The organism is Aquisalibacillus elongatus, from assembly GCF_003843875.1.
Lineage (GTDB): Bacteria > Bacillota > Bacilli > Bacillales > Alkalibacillaceae > Aquisalibacillus > Aquisalibacillus elongatus.
Genome location: NZ_RKRF01000007.1, coordinates 329,591 through 349,054 on the forward strand (window position 1 = coordinate 329,591; position 19,464 = coordinate 349,054).

Consider the following 19,464-nt stretch of genomic DNA (forward strand, 5'->3'; position numbering starts at 1 on the left):
TTTATTTTTTACAAATTATTTTCAAATTTGAAACAAAAGTAGTTGCTAAACCGTATGGATGTTTAGGATAATAAAAGAGAGGGGGTAGCTCATGAGGAAAAAGTGGTATCTGGTCATCATATTTTTATTATCATTCGTATGGCTTAATCAGGCATCAATTCAAGCAGATCAACATGATACCTCGTCATCCATCTATGTTGTTCCAGTTGAGGATGATGTCGAACAAGGGTTAGCTTCATTCTTAGAACGTAGTATTAATGAAGCTGAAGAAAGTTTTGCTGATTTAATTGTGTTTGAAATTGATTCACCTGGTGGACGTGTAGATTCAGCTAATGATATCGCTAATTTAATTACAAGTGCAGATATACCGACTGTTGCCTACATTATAAACCAAGCAGCATCAGCAGGTTCATACATAGCGCTTAATGCAGATGAGATTTATTTTCAGCCTAATGGCCGAATGGGAGCAGCGGGCGTCATTAACTCTGATGGCACAGCTGCAGACTCTAAAGCTCAATCAGATTGGATTAAAGCAATGCGGGCAAGTGCTGAGGCTAATGACCGAGATCCTTTATATGCAGAGGCAATGGCGAACAGTGACATTGACCTTCCAGATCTTGGTGCACCAGAAGGCGAATTTTTAACGTTAAGCCCCCAAGAAGCTGTTGAAGTGGGGTATGCAGAAGGAATTGCTGAAGATCGTAGGCAGTTATTTGAACAATTAGAAATCAGCAATCCGCAAGTAACAGAAATGGAATTAACAATATCTGAGCAAATTGCTCGTTTTATTACAAACCCAGTTGTTATTCCAATTTTATTATCAATTGCTAGTATTGGATTAATTGTCGAATTATACTCGCCAGGCTTTGGTATTCCTGGTATATTAGGGTTAGTTTCATTAATCTTGTTTTTCTACGGACATTTAGTCGCGGGGTTAGCTGGATATGAATCAGTGATTCTGTTACTGGTCGGTCTCATATGTATTATACTCGAAATATTTGTACCTAGTGGTATATTAGGGATTATAGGGGCAGGTGCTATACTAGGAGCATTACTCGTATCTGGAGCAGATATGGGGCATATGGCATTTAGTGTTGGAATCGCCTTATTAGTTTCAATTATTTTATCGATTGTTTTATTTAGGAAATTAGATTTTAATAAAGGTATATTAAGACACATTGTGTTGTCGGATGCAACAAAATCCGAATACGGTTATGTTTCAAATGAAAATCGAATGGATTTAATCGGTTTAAAAGGTAGAGCATTAACCTTTTTAAGGCCTTCAGGCACTGCTGTTTTTAATGGTGAACGTCTCGATGTTGTAACAGAAGGTTCGTTTATTAATCGAGATGCTGAGGTCGAAATTGTTAAAGTTGAAGGTTCTCGGATAGTTGTTCGAGAAATTCAAAAATAAATTAATATATAGGAGGAGATTTTAAATGGGTACTGAAGAATTATTCCCACTTATTATTGTGGCTGTTTTAATTATTGCCATTGCAATTTTATTTACCTTTGTACCTGTCATGCTATGGATTAGTGCCCTAGCCGCAGGTGTTCGAATTAGTATTTTCACTCTTATTGGTATGAGACTACGTCGAGTTGTACCAAGAATGGTTATTAACCCATTGATTAAGGCTCACAAAGCTGGTCTTGACGTTAAAACGAACCAACTTGAGAGTCACTATTTAGCAGGTGGTAATGTTGACCGCGTTGTGAACGCATTAATTGCAGCTCACCGTGCTAATATTGAACTAAGCTTCGAGCGTTGTGCAGCGATTGACTTAGCGGGTCGTGACGTATTAGAAGCGGTTCAAATGAGTGTTAACCCGAAAGTTATTGAAACACCATTTATTGCAGGTGTTGCGATGGACGGTATTGAAGTGAAAGCGAAAGCAAGAATTACCGTACGTGCAAACATTGACCGCTTAGTCGGTGGTGCTGGTGAAGACACTGTCATCGCACGTGTTGGTGAAGGTGTAGTAAGTACAATTGGTTCTTCTAAAAGTCATGGAGAAGTCTTAGAAAACCCAGATAAGATCTCTCAAAACGTATTATCTAAAGGTTTAGATGCGGGAACAGCATTTGAGATTTTATCCATTGATATTGCTGATGTGGATATCGGTAAAAACATCGGTGCTATGTTACAGATGGATCAAGCTGAAGCTGATAAAAACATTGCGCAAGCTAAAGCCGAAGAACGTCGTGCAATGGCGGTTGCCCAAGAGCAAGAGAATATTGCGAAAGTGCAAGAAATGCAAGCACGCGTTGTAGAAGCTGAAGCAGAAGTGCCATTAGCACTAGCAGAAGCTTTACGCAGTGGCAATATGGGTGTCATGGATTATGTGAATTACAAAAACGTCCTAGCTGATACCGATATGCGTGATATGATTAGTAAGCTTAATAAAGATGAATCAGACGACCATCACGATGAACAAAAATAATCCCGAATGGTTAGGTGATAATGATGGGATTTTTTGATGCAATAGCGGGTAACATTTTTGTCTTGATTGCTATTATTGCAGGGCTGATGAGTTTATTTAAACGAGGAGAAGCAGATGAGCAAGAGGAACACCAACGCCCTCAAAGAAGACCACAGCCATCAAAAGTAGAACCTCAAGAAGAAAAACGCCCTGAAGTAACAATCGATACATTATCGAAAGATTCAGGGGACGATGAAGTGCAAATTGACACGTCTAATAAGTGGTATGAGCAACTCCAAGAATCCCAACAACGGCTTGAGGAAAGTGAAACAGAAAAAGACCTTGATAAAATTAAGCGAAACTCATTATATAAAAAAGATCAACCCGCGATCGAACGTATTTCAATTAAAAATACGGTAAAAGACCGAAAAAGGTTAGTTGAAAGCCTAGTGATGAGTGAAGTGTTAGGTCAACCAAAATCAAAACAATCTAGAAGATAAAGGTCCAAACCGAGACCGTTCCTATAGTCATTCTTTGACTTGGTACGGTCTCGGTATTTTTTATGTCAAACATAGGATATAGTGATACATTTCGGATTTCTATCATAAATTGGTGATGATAGGGGGATTTTTATGAAGCCAGTTCGAAAGCGGATCAATCAATGGTTAACCGGCCAACTTCAGCTGCCAGCTGATATTATATATGACTACCCACGTATTACATTAATTGGTGATATTCATTTATACATAGAGAATCATGAAGGTTTATTAACATTTGAATCCAATCTGATTGAAGTTAGACAACATCTGGGTGTACTACGTATTGAAGGTGAAAAGATGGTCATCAAAAATCTATTAAAAAAAGAAATTGTCATTGAAGGCAATATTCATGCTATTTATCAAAAATACTCTAATAAGACAGGAGGGGAGAACCATTAAGAAACAATTTATTAAAAATGGCTATGTCGATGTCAAATTGACTGGAAAACAATTGGACAAGCTTCTTAATTACTTAAGTCAAAGAGATATTCCATTTTATAATCTTAGGAAAATAAATAGTACAGAAATTAAATTAAGAATGCGGTATACGGATGCTTTTCATTTAAGATCTATTCGAAAACAATTTAAGTTTAATTTTTCATTTGATAAACGTGGTGGTATGCCTTATTACTATCAAAAAAGACGAAAGTGGATGCCGTTTTTATTAAGTCTTTTATTCACCATTGGTTTAATCTTTATACTATCAAATATGGTCTGGAAAATTGAAATAAGCGGAGGTTCGCCTGAAGTACGTTATGAGGTTGACGAGTTAATAGGCGATCTCGGTATGAATAGAGGTTCGTTTATGCAATCAATGGAAAGTATTAGCTCGATTGAAAGGGAAATTATGAACAAAGTAGAAGAAGTATCATATGTGGGGATTAAACGGACAGGCACTTCTTTTTATATTATGATTGAAGAAAATGACCATAATAATATTAATGAAGACAGACTTCCAAGTAATTTAGTCGCTACAAACTCAGGAACCGTTCAAAAAGTATATATTACAAACGGTCGACCATTGGTTCAAGTAAATGATGTCGTGCGTAAAGGCGATGTTCTTGTAACAGGAAGACTGGATGATGAGAATGATGTTTATACGTATTCTGAGGGGGAAGTTTTAGCTGAGGTTTGGTATAATATTACAGGAACAATTGACCTATCACAGGAGAAGCGAGATTTAATTGATGATGTTCAACACCATTATAGTTTAGGGATAGGTAATCGTGACATTAGTATAAATGAACCTGATGAATTACGGTTACTATTAGAAGAGGAAAAGCCAATATATTTTCTGTTCTGGAAGACGCCTTTGAATATACAGAAAAAGTACTACTATGAAGAAGGGGAAATAACTGAAACAATAGATGAAGAAATCATTGATCAAGTTATAGAAGAACAACTCAAAAGAAAGTTAGGTCAGTCGGTAGAGGTGATCTCACAAAATGTTTTGCACCTTGATAAAGACAGTGATAAAGTTAAAATAGAAATGTTTGTGAAAGTCATGGAAGATATCACCAAAGAAGAAATTATAGATCAAGGAGATTGATGTATGACAGAGACGAATAAAACGATCGACTTACATTCAGAAGATCATTCAGATACATTAAAATTATTTGGAACAAACGATCGACATATTAAGCAAATCGAGTATTTTATTCCTGTCAAAATTTTAACACGTGGCGGTCAAATTAAAGTTACTGGTGAAGAAAAAGATGTTAATACGGTTTACGTTTTATTGGAATCCGTTTTAAAGGTCATAAAGAAAGGGATTAACGTCACTGAACGTGATGTAATCTACGGATTAGAGCTTGCCAAATTAGGCAAGATTGAACAATTTGAAGCTCTATTTGAAGATGAAATCACTAAAAATCAGCAAGGAAAGCCAATCCGCGTTAAAACGCTAGGTCAACGTGATTATGTCGCGTCAATGAAGAAACACGATTTAGTATTTGGTATTGGTCCTGCCGGTACAGGTAAAACGTACTTAGCGGTTGTTATGGCTGCCAAAGCACTTAGAAATGGTGAAGTAAAACGAATTATCTTAACGAGACCCGCCGTTGAAGCAGGGGAGAGTTTAGGTTTTTTACCTGGTGATTTAAAAGAAAAAGTAGATCCTTATTTACGCCCTTTATATGATGCTCTGCATGATGTAATTGGAACAGAGCATACGATGCGTTTAATGGAGAGAGGCACTATTGAAATTGCCCCATTAGCTTATATGAGAGGCCGTACGCTTGATGATGCTTTTGTTATATTAGATGAAGCACAAAATACGACACCAGAACAGATGAAGATGTTTATTACACGTTTAGGGTTCGGCTCTAAAATGGTTATTACAGGAGATATTACACAAATTGATTTACCTAAAGGGGTCGTATCTGGTTTGAAAGTTGCAGAAGATCGTTTAGGTAAAATTGATGGCGTTGAATTTAACTTCTTAAAGGGAACGGATGTTGTTCGTCACCCACTTGTTCAAAAAGTCATTGAAGCGTATGAAAAATAAAGATATTTAAAAAGCTGGTGTTATCGTATGAAAGTGGCTAAACGAAAAATTCCAATGGTTATGATGAACATTAAAAAATTTAACATTCATTCTGTTCTTGCATCATTTTTGACACCTGCGATATTTTTGACATTTATGCTAGTTCAATACATTCAAGAACATGTATCCCTAAATCAGTTTCTAATTAGCCTTAGTATGGTGCTGTTAACTCTGTTTATTCTCTCTATGGAAATAACGAAAGATCAGAATTGGAGTCGTCAAAAAACAGTTACCTTTACATTTATAGGGTCTGGTTTATTAATTTTAATGTATGCTTTTCAAGCCATTGGTACTGAAATGAATTACATTTACTATATAACACCAATCGCGGCTTATTCTATTTTGATTAAATACTTTAATGAAGAGCGATTTGCTATTATTTCTTCTGTTTTAATGGCGATTTTCGGAAGTTTTATTTTTAGCCTAAATGGGGCTAATGGCTATTATGTATTTTTATTTTTATTACTGTCTCAATGGTTTGCGATTTTCTTTTTTGAATCGATTAAAGACCGTAAATCATTATTAAAGACATCCATGTCATTGTTGTCCGTTCATATTTTATTAGTCGTCATGTTTGAGATGACGAGTTGGATGTCTATTACATCAACGGACTTTTTAATGTCACTATTATTTGTATCATTATCTGTATTATTTGCGGTTATTCTAACATTAGGTATATTACCTTTGTTCGAAGCTGGTTTTAATATGTTAACTGACACGAAATTATTAGCGTTATCAAATCCAAACCACCCTTTATTAAGAAAAGTATTGGTTGAAGCACCTGGTACATATCATCATAGTGTTATGGTTGCCAATTTAAGTGAATCTGCTTGTGAGGCTATTGGGGCTAACGGGTTATTAGCTCGTGTGGCATCTTATTATCATGATGTCGGAAAAGCAATCAAACCTCATATGTTTATAGAAAATCAAAACAAAGGCAAAAACCCACATGATTCGTTACCTCCAGAAGAAAGTGCCAGAATTATTCTAGAGCATCCGAAAGACAGTGCTCGCTTATTAAAAGAACACGGTTTACCTAAAGAAGTTATTGATATAGCTGAACAGCATCATGGAACAACGTTGTTAAAATACTTTTACTATAAAGCGAAAGACCGTAAATCAAACGTAATGGAAAGATATTTTCGATATGATGGTCCAATCCCACAATCGAAAGAAGCGGCAATTATTAATATTTGTGACTCTGTTGAAGCGGCAGTTCGCTCAAAGGATAAACCGACAAATGATGAAATTAACGAATTAGTTAGAGCCATTATTTATGACCGTTTAATGGATGGTCAATTTAATGATAGTCAATTAACTATTCACGAGATCCTAAAAGTTGAAAAAGATATCTGTGATATGCTTAACGGTATTTTCCATGCTAGAATCGAGTACCCTAAAGACAGTATGCTGCAACCAACTCAAGGAGGGCACTAAATGGATATAGATTTTATTGATGAACAGAATTTACTTAGTGAAGAACAATTAGGGTTATTAGAGCAATTATTAAATTATGCTGCTGAAATGGAAGAGATCAAGGAAGATGCTGAGCTATCAGTTTCGTTTGTAAACAATGCAGATATACAGGAGATTAACCGGGACTACCGTGGTAAAGATCAACCGACAGACGTCATTTCTTTTGCCATGCAAGAGCAAGGAGGAGAAGAATTACAAATCTCAGGTGTGGATTTGCCCGATCATTTAGGTGATATCATAATCTCAGTTGAAAGAGCCGAACAACAAGCTGAAGAGTATCAACATTCTTTTCAAAGAGAATTAGGTTTCCTTACAGTTCATGGATTTCTTCATTTATTAGGGTATGATCATCAAACGGTTGAAGAAGAAAAGGAAATGTTTGAACGCCAGGAGCATATTTTAGAAGAATTTGATTTGAAAAGGGATCAAAATGGATAAGATTGGGTTTAGACATGCCATAAGAGGAATTTTTACGGCTGTTAAATTAGAGCGTAATATGAAGATTCATTTTGTGGCTATGTTATTAGTATTATTTACGGGCTTATGGTTAAATGTCACGGTAATAGAGTGGCTATTTTTATTAATTGCTATAGCCATGGTCTTAGTAGCAGAATTACTAAATACGTCAATTGAAATTATTACGGATCAAATTTTTACAGAACGCCATGACGTAGCAAAACAAATAAAAGACATCAGTGCTGGTGCTGTATTAATAGCTTCGATTTTTGCTTTGATCATAGGGATTATCATTTTCGTGCCTCGTATAATCAGTTTATTATAACGAAAGATTAGTAAAGAGTATTCGTGCAAAACGGGTGCTCTTTTGTCTTTTATCGATAGGTTTTGTCGAACAAATGAAATTTCAACGAGTTTATAGTAAAATATTTAACACTAAGAGATATAGGAGAATAAACATGAAGGACAACTTTAGATCAGGATTTATTTCAATTATTGGACGACCAAATGTAGGTAAATCAACATTTATGAATCATGTGCTTGGACAAAAAATTGCTATTATGAGTGATAAGCCACAAACGACACGTAACAAAATTCAAGGTGTATACACGACTGAACAAGCTCAATTCATTTTTATTGATACACCAGGCATTCATAAGCCTAAACATAAGCTTGGAGATTTTATGGTTCAGTCGTCAATCAACTCACTGAACGAAGTAGATATGGTTATGTTTATGGTAAATGCCAAAGAAGGTTTCGGAAAAGGTGATCAATTTATAATAGACAAGCTCAAACAAGTTGACCAACCCATCTTCTTGGTGATTAATAAAATTGATGAAGTACATCCGGACGAGCTCTTACCTTTAATTGATTTGTACAAAGATAAACTGGAATTTGCAGAGATCATACCAATTTCTGCTCTAAACGGTAACAACGTCAATAATTTATTAAATGTTATGGAGAGCTATTTGCCTGAAGGGCCGCAATTTTACCCTGAAGATCATATTACAGACCACCCAGAGAGGTTTATCATTAGTGAACTTGTACGCGAAAAAGTACTGCACCATACAAGAGAAGAGATTCCACATTCAATCGCGGTTGTGATCGAAGGTATACAAGCTGATGAAGATAGCGACATAATAGATGTTCAAGCAGCAATTATTGTTGAACGCAAATCACAAAAAGGCATTATCATTGGCAAACAAGGACAAATGCTTAAGCAAGTCGGAAGTGAAGCGCGTAAAGATATTGAAAGCTTATTAGGTTCAAAAGTTTATCTAGAGCTTTGGGTTAAGGTTGAACAAGACTGGCGTAATCGAATGAATCAATTACGTGATTTTGGCTATAACGAAGAAGATTATTAATGTCAACTGGTAATATTTTTAACTAATGAAAAGTTCATAACGACAAATGATATGACTATAGAAATGTTTTCATCCTGTTGAAAACACTCGCATTCATCTTTTGCAAGTGTGTCAAGCAGCGTGGACATTTGTTTGTGATCAATAAATCTGAAAGGTGGAGATTTCTGTGATTGATTTACCTTGGAAAGTGTTCAGTAAGACTGGCAGTGTTGAAACGTATTTATTGATGAAACAAATGGAGGAAGCTTATCAAAGCACGCATCAAAAGAGTAATATACAAGATACAAATTCTAAACTCGTTAATAATGGTCAATAAGAGTTATGAAAGTAAGGGAGACATATGTTCGAGAAAGTACAGGGGATTGTTGTTCGATCCCGTGATTACGGAGAATCCAATAAAATAATAACGTTATATACAAAAGAATATGGTCTGATTAGTGCCGTTGCTAGAGGTGCGAAAAAGTCAAAAAGTCGAATGGCTGCGATTACGCAGCCATTTATATATGGTTCCTTTTTGGTTCAAATGAATAAGGGGCTAGGTACATTACAGCAAGGTGACTTATTGCATAGTATGAGAGGCATAAGAGAGGATATTATAAAGACAGCGTATGTTTCATACATAACTGAGTTATTAACCAAAGTTGTTAATGAGCGTGAGCCGAACTCTTCTGTTTTTGATGAACTTTATACGAGTCTTGAGCGTATTGAAAATGGAGATGACCCATTAGCTATTACACTCATGTTTGAGCTTAAAATGTATTACATAGGTGGATTTGCACCAATCGTTAATCACTGTGTTTTCGGACATAGAGACAGACCCATCGCAGCCTTTTCAATTTCTGATGGTGGCGTCATATGTGATCAATGTATCCATCGTAGTGAGGATTATTTTAAATTGACGCCTAATGCCTATAAAGTGTTAAAATTAATGAGTCAAACGAGCATTAAACGAATACGGGACATATCGATCAAGTCGGATACTTTAAAATTGATACGCGAAATGCTTGAGCATTATTATGAACGATACGGTGGAATGCCAATTAAATCTAAACGATTCCTAGATCAAATGCATTTGTTAGAATAGTCTAAGGGTGACAGAATACTGACATTTTGTCATCCTTTATTTAATTAATCCACATAATAATATATAATAATTAAATATAGTATGTCAGATTGGACAGAGGTGGAAATCGTAGATGGAATTAACACACCGACAAGAACAAATTATAGAGATCGTGAAAGAAAACGGACCTATTACTGGAGAAAACATTGCTGATCAATTAAGTTTAACACGGGCAACCTTAAGGCCAGATTTAGCTATTTTGACAATGGCAGGGTTCCTTGATGCAAGACCACGTGTAGGTTATTTTTACACTGGAAAAACTGGGACAGAGCTCATGTCAGATCAGCTAAAAAAGTTAAAAGTTAGAGACCAACATTCTGTTCCGGTCGTTGTGAATGATCAAGTTTCGGTGTATGATGCTATTACAACGATGTTTTTAGAAGATATAGGGACATTATTTGTCGTTAACCAACAATCCATGCTTGTTGGCGTATTGTCAAGAAAAGATCTTCTTCGCGCAACAATGGGTAATCAAGAACTATCTGAAGTTCCGGTTCATATTATAATGACACGCATTCCTAAGATTACGGTTTGTTATAAAGATGATTTACTTGTAGATGCGGCGACAAAACTGATTGAAAATCAAATTGATGCACTCCCAGTTGTTATCGATCGTCAAGATGGTCAAGAAGTTATAGGGCGCTTAACAAAAACAAATATTACAAAAGCATTTGTAGATTTGGTGAAAGATGAGTAAGTCTAGGGGGTTTGAAAATGAGCAGTTCTGTTTTTTACGTATTATCTGACTCAGTAGGCGAAACAGCAGAGTTATTGGCAAAAGCTGCTTTAAGTCAGTTTAAAGATCAAAATATGAAAATTCAACGTATTCCTTATGTAGATGATGAAGCGACAATGGTGGATGCCTTCCATTTAGCTCATGAGAACAATGGCATGATGGCTTATACATTAGTGAAGCCTGAGTTTCGAGTTAAAATGAGAGAGTTAGAACAGGAGTTTGGTATTGTTGCAATCGATTTAATGGGACCCTTATTGGAGCAATTAGAAAATCATTTAGATGAACAACCAACACTTCAACCTGGCTTAGTACATAAACTCGATGAAGATTATTACAAGCGAGTTGAAGCCATTGAATTCGCGGTTAAATATGATGACGGACGAGATGCGAAAGGTATACTGAAGGCTGATTTGATCTTAATTGGTGTGTCGCGAACTTCTAAAACACCTTTATCGCAATTTTTAGCTCATAAAAAATTAAAGGTTGCTAATGTTCCAATCGTGCCGGAAGTTGAACCACCAGAAGAGTTATTTCAAGTTTCACCTGAGAAATGCATTGGGTTAAATATTAATCATGAGAAATTAAACCATATTCGAACAGAAAGGCTTAAAGCATTAGGTCTAGACGGTTCTGCTAATTATGCAAAAGAAGATCGTATAAAGAAAGAAATCGAATATTTTAACAAAGTCGTTGAAAAAATAGGCTGTGATACCATTGATGTATCGAACAAAGCTGTCGAAGAGACAGCTAATGTGATTTTAAGAAAAATAAAAAGATAAATTCATTACCTAGAAGTTATGTTTATAAAAGGGCTGTCCCAGTGGATTGGGGCTGCCCTTTTGAGTTTTTAGTCTGTTAATGTCATTCAATTTTTAATATTAAAACTTAAATCAAAGTATTCGCATCTTAAAAAATAATAGGTTATAATCAATATTTGTGGAATTAAGTAGTTTAATAGAATACAGTTTGACTAATACATACTAGGGGTAAATATAATAGTGAGAGCAGAAATATGACAACTTTATAAACTTTATAAATTTTTGTCGATTTTTGAAGGTATTTCTTAAATCTTATCGAATTATATGACATGGTGATTCTGAATGGTGAATAAAATCCCACAAGAAACAATAGATACCATTATGCGCAACAATGATATTGTTGATGTCATAAGTGAATACATGAAACTAACGAAAAAAGGACGTAATTATTTTGGATTATGTCCTTTTCATGGTGAGGATACTCCTTCTTTTTCAGTATCACCTGAAAAACAGATCTTTCACTGCTTTGGTTGTGGAAAAGGCGGTAGTGCTGCTACGTTTTTAATGGAAATTGAAGAGATTTCATTTATAGAGGCTGTAGAAGCCTTGGCTAATAAAAGTGGCGATGCACTACCTGAAGAGTACCTTGCGAGACAACAACGTGGACCCTCTTATACAGATGAGCAGCAAGACGTTCTTCAAGCTTACGAATGGTCTAATAAATTATTCCATCATGTACTTAAGCATACGAAAGACGGAAAAAATGCTCATGATTACCTTATAAATAGAGGATTTTCTGAGGAAGCTATAGAAGAATTTCAAATAGGTTATTCTCCACTGAAAGATCAATTTTTAGGTGCATTTTTACAAGGAAAAGGCTTTAAAGTAGAGAATTTGGTTGAATTCGGTTTATTAAGTAGCCGAGATGGGAATAGCTTTTTTGACAGATTTCAAGGGCGAGTTATTTTTCCTATTCATAATCACCAAGGAAAAATCGTGGCTTATGGCGGTAGATCTATTCAAGATGAAATAGAACCAAAGTATTTAAACAGCCCAGAATCAAGCTTATTCCAAAAAAATAAAATTCTATATAATTTCCATAAGGCTAGAAAACATTTTCAAAAGTTAAATCGAGTTGTCTTATTTGAAGGTTACGCAGATGTTATAAAAGCTCATCAAGCAGGTGTTAAAAATGGTGTGGCTACGATGGGGACAAGCCTATCTGAGACACATACTAAGATCCTAAGTCATTATGTCGATGAAGTCATTATTTGTTTTGACGGAGATCAACCGGGGCGGGATGCAAGTTATAAAGCCGCCAATATTATAAAAAAAGCAGGAATGTACGCTCGAGTAGCGAATTTACCTAATGAGATGGATCCTGATGATTATTATCAGGAACACGGATCAGAAGCATTCCAGAACTTGATTGATTCGGCTGAGAATTACGTTTCGTTTGCATTAGAGTATATAAAAAAGAACTACAACCTGAATATCGATCACGACCGAGTAAAATATGTAGAAAAAGCTTTAGATATTGTGGCTGAAGTTGACCAAGCTGTTGAACGAGGTTTTTATCTAAATGAACTTGAAGAAACGTTTAATCTGGATAAACAAACGTTAACTCAAGAAATTGAACAACGTAGAAGAATAAAGCAACAAACAAAAGCTCAAGATAATTATGTTAAAAAATCCAGCATTGAACATAATAATTGGAACAAAAACCAAAAGTTATACAGTGCATATCAAAATGCCGAACGACACTTAATCGCTCATATGCTTCAAGACCCATATATTGCAGACCGGGTTCAAGATAGGCTAGGATCTTCATTTAATATTGAAGACCATCAAGTATTAGTCACTTATTTATACGCATATTATGAGGAAGGGAACGAACCAGACGTTAGCCAATTCGTTGAGCGCTTACCGGATAACTCGACAAAACAGCTTGTAACGGAGTTAGCTCTTTTACCGATAAACGATACACTTGGCGAAGAAGAGCTTGATGATTACTTCAATGCTATAAATAGAGAAAATGAGTGGAGTAAAGAACTTCGAACATTAAAGCAAATGTTAAAACAAGCAGAAAAGGAAAACGATCCACAATCTGCAGCAAGAATTGGCATGAAAATTATTGAACTAAAAAAGAAACACACGACATGAATTGACAACCACCAGTTTGGAAGGAGGGGTATAGATGGCTAATAAGCCAGTCGATCCAAAAGAAGGATTAGAAGAACAAGAGCTTACACTTGAACAATCAAAAGAACAACTGCTAGAAATGGGTAAAAAACGAGGTGTGCTCGTTTATGAAGAAATCGCAGATAAATTAGGACATTTTGAACTTGATTCGGAACAAATGGATGAATTCTATGAATCCCTAGCAAATGAAGGGATTGATGTGATTGGCGAAAATGACGAAGACCCTAATATGCAGAAAATCGAAAAAGAAGAAGAGTTTGACTTAAACGACTTAAGTGTACCACCAGGGGTGAAAATTAACGACCCCGTTAGAATGTATTTAAAAGAAATAGGGCGTGTTGATTTACTAAGTGCTAATGATGAGATTGATTTAGCTCATCGCATTGAACAAGGTGACGAAATCGCTAAGCAAAAACTTGCTGAAGCAAACCTTCGTTTAGTTGTCAGTATAGCAAAACGTTATGTCGGAAGAGGCATGCTTTTCTTAGATCTTATCCAAGAAGGTAATATGGGGCTAATTAAAGCCGTTGAAAAATTTGATTACCGAAAAGGGTTTAAGTTTAGTACGTATGCAACTTGGTGGATTCGCCAAGCCATAACACGTGCGATTGCCGATCAAGCTAGAACAATTCGTATTCCGGTTCATATGGTTGAAACCATTAATAAACTTATTAGAGTTCAACGTCAGTTACTCCAAGACTTAGGCCGCGAACCAACTCCTGAAGAAATCGCAGAAGATATGGATTTAACACCAGATAAAGTAAGAGAAATTCTAAAAATTGCTCAAGAACCTGTATCCTTAGAAACACCAATCGGAGAAGAAGACGATTCCCATTTAGGTGATTTCATAGAGGACCAAGAAGCTCAATCACCTTCAGACCATGCAGCTTATGAGTTACTAAAAGAACAATTAGAAGATGTGTTAGATACGTTAACAGATCGTGAAGAGAATGTATTACGTTTACGTTTTGGATTAGACGATGGTAGAACACGTACACTTGAAGAAGTAGGGAAAGTGTTCGGTGTAACAAGAGAGCGTATTCGTCAAATTGAAGCCAAAGCATTACGTAAATTAAGACACCCGAGTCGAAGTAAGCGACTCAAAGATTTTCTTGAGTAAATAAAACCATTTGGGGGAAAAATGGATATTGAGCGAAAAGACTTGATTGTTGATGAAATTAAATATTGGAAACAGACTAAATTGTTACCTGAACATTATTGTGATTTTCTAATCATGCTTTACACTGAAGGTGAAGGTGTTGAGGAACAAGACGCTGTACAAAAGCAACAAGGGAGAAGTATTGGGTTGTATATCGACTTGATCTTCTTGTTGCTTTTTATTCCTGTTTCCTTATTTTTAACTTTATCAATGGACGCATCAATAGTATTTCATGTTACAAGCGTCGCCGTAATATTGTTCATTACAGTTATGCATTATATTTTTTTTAGAAAAAAACAGCTCATCTGGATTCATTTACCTGTTATTTTATTTTTTATTATATTATTTCTCGGATCGATCGTTATTTTTGAACCATATTTAAATACTGTTATGATATCTGGATTAATTCTTTTAAATTGTCTAACATGGATTTTGTTTGGGTATTGGAAAAAATATGTGTATTTAACAGTATCGGGAGCTATAGGGATCATCTTATTAGTGGGTTATTTAATTGTTATATAAATCTTCACAATTTCTCCCTTTTAGTTTAAACTATTTTCGAGTAAAATAAATATAGTTTGGAATTATTCGTATTTACATAGTGTGCAACGGAGGAGGTTATAAAACATGAAAAAGAATCCAGTAATACCATTCGCTCTTATTGCAACGTTAGGAATTGTAGCAATGATTGTTATGGGTGGTGTCGGCCTTTCCCAACAAGATCAAGCTGAAGGTGAAGGCGGAAACGAGGGGACACTTGACCCTGCAGAGTTAGTAGAACAAAATGCATGTATCTCATGCCATGGGGAAGACCTACAAGGTGCTTCAGGTCCTTCTTTAAATGATGTAAGTGAGAGATATTCATCGGTCGATGAACTTGCGGACATTATTAATAACGGTGTTGAAGGTAGTAGTCAAATGACAGGTGATTATGCTAATGGTGAAGAAGCACAGGCTATTGCAGAATGGCTCATGAATGAACAAGAATAAAATCTAGAAAAGTCCAGAAGCAACCTCATGTTTCTGGACTTTTTTACGATTTTGTTCAAAGCTCAACATTAAGATAAATTTTAAGGTGATTGTTTCTAATGAATCCAATTTTACTTTCTAAAAGATTAAAATTAGTAGCAGACTACATACCAGACAATATTCAATCTTTCGCAGATATTGGTTCTGACCATGCATATTTACCTTGTTATGTTTGTCTAAATAATTCATCTATACAAGCTATAGCTGGTGAAGTAAACCGAGGGCCTTGGTTGTCAGCTAAACAACAAGTAGACCAATATCATTTAAGTGAACGAATAGATGTACGCTTAGGCAATGGTTTGGAAGTCATTAAACAACATGAAGTTGATTGTATTGCGATTGCCGGTATGGGTGGTACGCTCATTACGGATATATTAACAAATGACGTTTCAAAGTTAAAAGGTGTTCAACGTTTAATCTTACAACCTAATATCGATGCACAATCTATTCGAGAATTTGCAGAGGATTTTTCATTTCAAATATGTCATGAAAATATATTAGATGATGATGGTTATATTTATGAAATTCTTGTTTTAGAACCTGTAGATACCAACGTTTCTTATACCGACAAAGAAAAATATTTAGGACCATTAATTATAAATGATAAAAACGATGCTTTTTATACGAAGTGGAAACAAGTTTTACAAAAAAAGCAACGAATCATTGACCAAATGGCTCAAGCAAAACAAGTGGATCAAAATAAAATCCAGTTGTTCAAGCAACAAGTTCAATGGATTAAGGAGGAGATAGACAATGACAACGACAGTAAAGGATATCGTGACCTTAGTTGATGACATTGCTCCACCGCAATTAGCGTTTGAAGGGGATAAGATAGGGCTACACGTAGGGAGTCTTAATCATAAGGTGAATAAAGTTATGGTAGCCTTAGATGTCTTAGAAAACGTTGTAGATGAAGCGATTGATAGTGATGTTGATTTAATTGTTGCCCATCATCCTTTAATCTTTAAGCCTTTAACATCTATTAATACTAATAGTGAGAAAGGCCGTATTATACAAAAGTTACTACAACATAAGATCTCGGTTTATGTTGCTCATACAAACCTTGATATCACATCTGGCGGCGTTAATGATATGCTAATGAACCAATTAGGAATCGAGAACCATCAAATTTTAGTTGAGACAGGTGAAGACGAGTTATTCAAACTTGTTGTTTTTGTGCCTGAAACGCATGAAAACGAGTTAAGAGATGCGTTGTCTAACGCTGGAGCAGGCCATATTGGTAACTATAGTCATTGTACATTCAATACGCCTGGAACAGGCACGTTTAAGCCGCAAGAAGGCACTAATCCTTATATTGGCACACAAGGCGATCTTGAGAAGGTCTCAGAAGTCCGAATGGAAACTATTGTTCCAAAGTCTATTTTGTCTAAGGCAATAGAGGCTGCTACTGAGGCACACCCTTATGAAGAAATGGCGTATGACGTTTACCCTGAAGCCATCACGGGTTCAAAATTCGGACTTGGGAGAATCGGTCAATTAGAAGAAGACATGACGCTTCAAGAATTCGCACAATTAGTTAAAGAAGCATTTGATGTTCCAGCTGTTCGTTTAATTGGCGATTCAACGAAAAGTGTGAAAAACGTTGCTGTGATTGGTGGAGATGGCAATAAATTCATACATGAAGCTAAACGTAAGGGTGCTGATGTTCTAATTACCGGTGATGTTTACTACCATACAGCACATGATGCTTTAGGAATGGGCTTATCCATGATTGACCCAGGTCACCACATTGAGCAAGTGATGAAAAAAGACCTAGTAAAATTACTATCAAACAAAGCACAAAATATAGATGTTGAATTTACGACATCAAATGTTGTAACAGAACCATTTCGCTTTGTATAAACACGATTAGGCAGCAATGATGCTGCTTAATCGTGTTTTCTGTATATTCTGAATGTTTTTATTTATTTAAGGCTTGTTGACATACGATTGGGTCGTTGATAACCTTATTTAAAATATAAAAGGGGGAGGAATTTAATTAATGGTTTGGGAGCAAAAATTTAATAAGGAAGGCTTAACGTTTGATGATGTGTTACTTCAGCCGGCAAAATCTGATGTGTTACCACGTCAAGTTGATGTAAGCGTTCAGTTGACGAAAACGTTACGACTTAACGCACCGATTATTAGTGCAGGCATGGATACTGTAACAGAAGGCGATATGGCGATAGCAATGGCCAGGGAAGGTGGACTTGGTGTAATTCACAAGAACATGTCGATTGAGGAACAGGCCGATCAAGTCGATCAGGTGAAACGCTCTATTCGAGGTGTTATATCAAATCCTTTCTATCTAACGCCGGACCATCAAGTGTATGATGCTGAGCATCTTATGGGTAAATTTCGCATTTCAGGTGTGCCTATTGTAAATGATGAGGACGACTGTCAGCTAGTTGGAATTATAACGAACAGAGACTTACGTTTCATTCAGGATTATTCTTCAACGATTGAAGATGTCATGACTAAAGATGAACTAATTACAGCGCCAGTTGATACTTCATTAGAAGAAGCTGAACAAATCTTGCAAAAACACAAAATTGAGAAACTACCTCTTGTAGATGACGACAATCGTCTAAAAGGTTTAATTACGATTAAGGATATTGAAAAAGTCATCGAGTTTCCTCACTCAGCTGTTGACGATCAAGGCCGTTTAGTTGTAGCGGCTGCCATAGGCGTATCAGGTGATTACATGCTTCGATCAGAGAAACTTGTTGAAGCAGGTGTAGATGCGTTAGTGGTTGATACAGCTCATGGTCATTCGAATGGCGTCATTCAAGCTGTAAGAGGACTTCGTCAAACTTATCCTGATGTAAATATCATCGCTGGTAATGTTGCTACTAAAGAAGCAACCAGAGAATTAATTGAAGCAGGCGCAGATATTATTAAAGTTGGTATTGGACCTGGATCCATTTGTACAACACGTGTCGTCGCAGGCGTTGGCGTGCCTCAGATTACAGCCATTTATGACTGCGCAACAGAGGCTAGAAATCATGGTGTTTCTATTATTGCGGATGGGGGCATCAAATTCTCTGGAGAAGTTGCGAAAGCATTAGCTTCAGGTGCTCATACAGTAATGATTGGTAGTATGTTTGCTGGCACATCAGAGAGTCCTGGGCAAACGGAAATCTATCAAGGTAGACGTTATAAGGTCTATCGAGGAATGGGATCTGTAAGTGCTATGGAACGTGGTAGTAAAGATCGTTACTTCCAAGAGGAAAATAAGAAGTTTGTTCCAGAAGGCATTGAAGGCCGAGTTCCTTATAAAGGACCGCTTGCTGATACCTTTTATCAACTCATTGGCGGACTAAAGTCTGGGATGGGTTACTGTGGAACGAAGGATCTACAGGCGTTAAGAGAAGAAGCAACTTTCATTAAAATCACCAATGCCGGATTAAAAGAAAGTCATCCACATGACGTACAAGTTACAAAAGAAGCTCCTAATTATTCATTTTAAAAACAATTAAATACCGAACCCTTTTAATAACATTGAACGGATACTTCATATATACTCGCTAATACGGTGCGAGAGTTTCTACCAGGTTGCCATTAACAACCTGACTATGAAGGTTAGAATGATATGTCTAGAATTCTGCCTTTATAGTCTATGCAGGATTCTAGACTATTTTATTAGGGTTCGAATTA

General features: G+C 36.1%; 21 protein-coding genes and 1 riboswitch. All 21 genes read left to right on the forward strand.

Annotated elements, in window-relative coordinates:
• The first annotated feature begins 91 nt into the window (after nt 1-91).
• Nucleotides 92-1,414, forward strand: a complete 1,323-nt coding sequence (locus tag EDC24_RS02275; RefSeq protein WP_124219383.1) for an NfeD family protein — start codon at nt 92-94, stop codon at nt 1,412-1,414.
• A 25-nt stretch (nt 1,415-1,439) separates the two neighbouring features.
• Nucleotides 1,440-2,441: a flotillin-like protein FloA gene (floA, locus tag EDC24_RS02280; RefSeq protein WP_124219385.1), complete on the forward strand. Its 1,002-nt coding sequence runs from the start codon at nt 1,440-1,442 to the stop codon at nt 2,439-2,441.
• A 23-nt stretch (nt 2,442-2,464) separates the two neighbouring features.
• Nucleotides 2,465-2,920, forward strand: coding sequence for a hypothetical protein (locus EDC24_RS02285; RefSeq protein ID WP_124219387.1), 456 nt, complete (start codon nt 2,465-2,467; stop codon nt 2,918-2,920).
• Between the two features lie 132 nt (nt 2,921-3,052).
• Complete coding sequence (gene yqfC, locus EDC24_RS02290; RefSeq protein WP_124219389.1) at nt 3,053-3,358, forward strand: sporulation protein YqfC; 306 nt, start codon at nt 3,053-3,055, stop codon at nt 3,356-3,358.
• Nucleotides 3,309-4,508: a sporulation protein YqfD gene (gene yqfD, locus EDC24_RS02295; RefSeq protein WP_124219391.1), complete on the forward strand. Its 1,200-nt coding sequence runs from the start codon at nt 3,309-3,311 to the stop codon at nt 4,506-4,508. The genes yqfC and yqfD overlap by 50 nt, the downstream gene beginning before the upstream one ends.
• 3 nt (nt 4,509-4,511) lie before the next feature.
• The gene (locus EDC24_RS02300) at nt 4,512-5,465 is read left to right on the forward strand and encodes a PhoH family protein (RefSeq protein WP_124219393.1); all 954 of its coding nucleotides are present in this window, start codon (nt 4,512-4,514) and stop codon (nt 5,463-5,465) included.
• Nucleotides 5,466-5,498: 33 nt separating this feature from the next.
• On the forward strand, nt 5,499-6,941 hold the full coding sequence (locus EDC24_RS02305; RefSeq protein ID WP_170158441.1) for an HD family phosphohydrolase: 1,443 nt from the start codon (nt 5,499-5,501) through the stop codon (nt 6,939-6,941).
• The gene (gene ybeY / locus EDC24_RS02310; protein ID WP_124219396.1) at nt 6,942-7,418 is read left to right on the forward strand and encodes an rRNA maturation RNase YbeY; all 477 of its coding nucleotides are present in this window, start codon (nt 6,942-6,944) and stop codon (nt 7,416-7,418) included.
• Nucleotides 7,411-7,761, forward strand: a complete 351-nt coding sequence (locus EDC24_RS02315; RefSeq protein WP_124219398.1) for a diacylglycerol kinase family protein — start codon at nt 7,411-7,413, stop codon at nt 7,759-7,761. The genes ybeY and EDC24_RS02315 overlap by 8 nt, the downstream gene beginning before the upstream one ends.
• Nucleotides 7,762-7,894: 133 nt before the next feature.
• Nucleotides 7,895-8,800: a GTPase Era gene (gene era / locus EDC24_RS02320; RefSeq protein WP_124219400.1), complete on the forward strand. Its 906-nt coding sequence runs from the start codon at nt 7,895-7,897 to the stop codon at nt 8,798-8,800.
• Nucleotides 8,801-8,966: 166 nt separating this feature from the next.
• Nucleotides 8,967-9,116 carry a YqzL family protein gene (locus EDC24_RS02325; RefSeq protein WP_124219402.1) on the forward strand — a complete coding sequence of 50 codons (150 nt, stop codon included), beginning with the start codon at nt 8,967-8,969 and terminating at the stop codon, nt 9,114-9,116.
• A 24-nt stretch (nt 9,117-9,140) separates the two neighbouring features.
• Nucleotides 9,141-9,884, forward strand: a complete 744-nt coding sequence (gene recO, locus EDC24_RS02330) for a DNA repair protein RecO (protein WP_124219404.1) — start codon at nt 9,141-9,143, stop codon at nt 9,882-9,884.
• A gap of 112 nt (nt 9,885-9,996) precedes the next feature.
• Nucleotides 9,997-10,620, forward strand: a complete 624-nt coding sequence (gene ccpN / locus EDC24_RS02335) for a transcriptional regulator CcpN (protein WP_124219406.1) — start codon at nt 9,997-9,999, stop codon at nt 10,618-10,620.
• A gap of 17 nt (nt 10,621-10,637) precedes the next feature.
• Nucleotides 10,638-11,438, forward strand: a complete 801-nt coding sequence (locus EDC24_RS02340; RefSeq protein ID WP_124219408.1) for a pyruvate, water dikinase regulatory protein — start codon at nt 10,638-10,640, stop codon at nt 11,436-11,438.
• A 321-nt stretch (nt 11,439-11,759) separates the two neighbouring features.
• Entirely contained in the window at nt 11,760-13,580 is a 1,821-nt protein-coding gene (dnaG, locus tag EDC24_RS02345) for a DNA primase (protein WP_124219410.1), read from the forward strand.
• A 34-nt stretch (nt 13,581-13,614) separates the two neighbouring features.
• Nucleotides 13,615-14,739, forward strand: a complete 1,125-nt coding sequence (gene rpoD / locus EDC24_RS02350) for an RNA polymerase sigma factor RpoD (protein WP_124219412.1) — start codon at nt 13,615-13,617, stop codon at nt 14,737-14,739.
• A 21-nt stretch (nt 14,740-14,760) separates the two neighbouring features.
• Complete coding sequence (locus tag EDC24_RS02355; RefSeq protein WP_124219414.1) at nt 14,761-15,300, forward strand: LTA synthase family protein; 540 nt, start codon at nt 14,761-14,763, stop codon at nt 15,298-15,300.
• A 105-nt stretch (nt 15,301-15,405) separates the two neighbouring features.
• Nucleotides 15,406-15,768 (forward strand): c-type cytochrome, encoded by a 363-nt coding sequence (locus EDC24_RS02360; protein ID WP_124219416.1) that lies wholly within the window; start codon nt 15,406-15,408, stop codon nt 15,766-15,768.
• Nucleotides 15,769-15,866: 98 nt separating this feature from the next.
• The gene (locus tag EDC24_RS02365; protein WP_124219418.1) at nt 15,867-16,598 is read left to right on the forward strand and encodes a tRNA (adenine(22)-N(1))-methyltransferase; all 732 of its coding nucleotides are present in this window, start codon (nt 15,867-15,869) and stop codon (nt 16,596-16,598) included.
• Nucleotides 16,561-17,670 carry a Nif3-like dinuclear metal center hexameric protein gene (locus EDC24_RS02370; RefSeq protein WP_124219420.1) on the forward strand — a complete coding sequence of 370 codons (1,110 nt, stop codon included), beginning with the start codon at nt 16,561-16,563 and terminating at the stop codon, nt 17,668-17,670. Before EDC24_RS02365 ends, EDC24_RS02370 begins: the two co-directional genes overlap by 38 nt.
• 139 nt (nt 17,671-17,809) lie before the next feature.
• Nucleotides 17,810-19,276, forward strand: a complete 1,467-nt coding sequence (gene guaB / locus EDC24_RS02375) for an IMP dehydrogenase (RefSeq protein ID WP_124219422.1) — start codon at nt 17,810-17,812, stop codon at nt 19,274-19,276.
• Between the two features lie 25 nt (nt 19,277-19,301).
• Nucleotides 19,302-19,403: riboswitch (purine riboswitch) on the forward strand.
• Nucleotides 19,404-19,464: the final 61 nt, after the last annotated feature.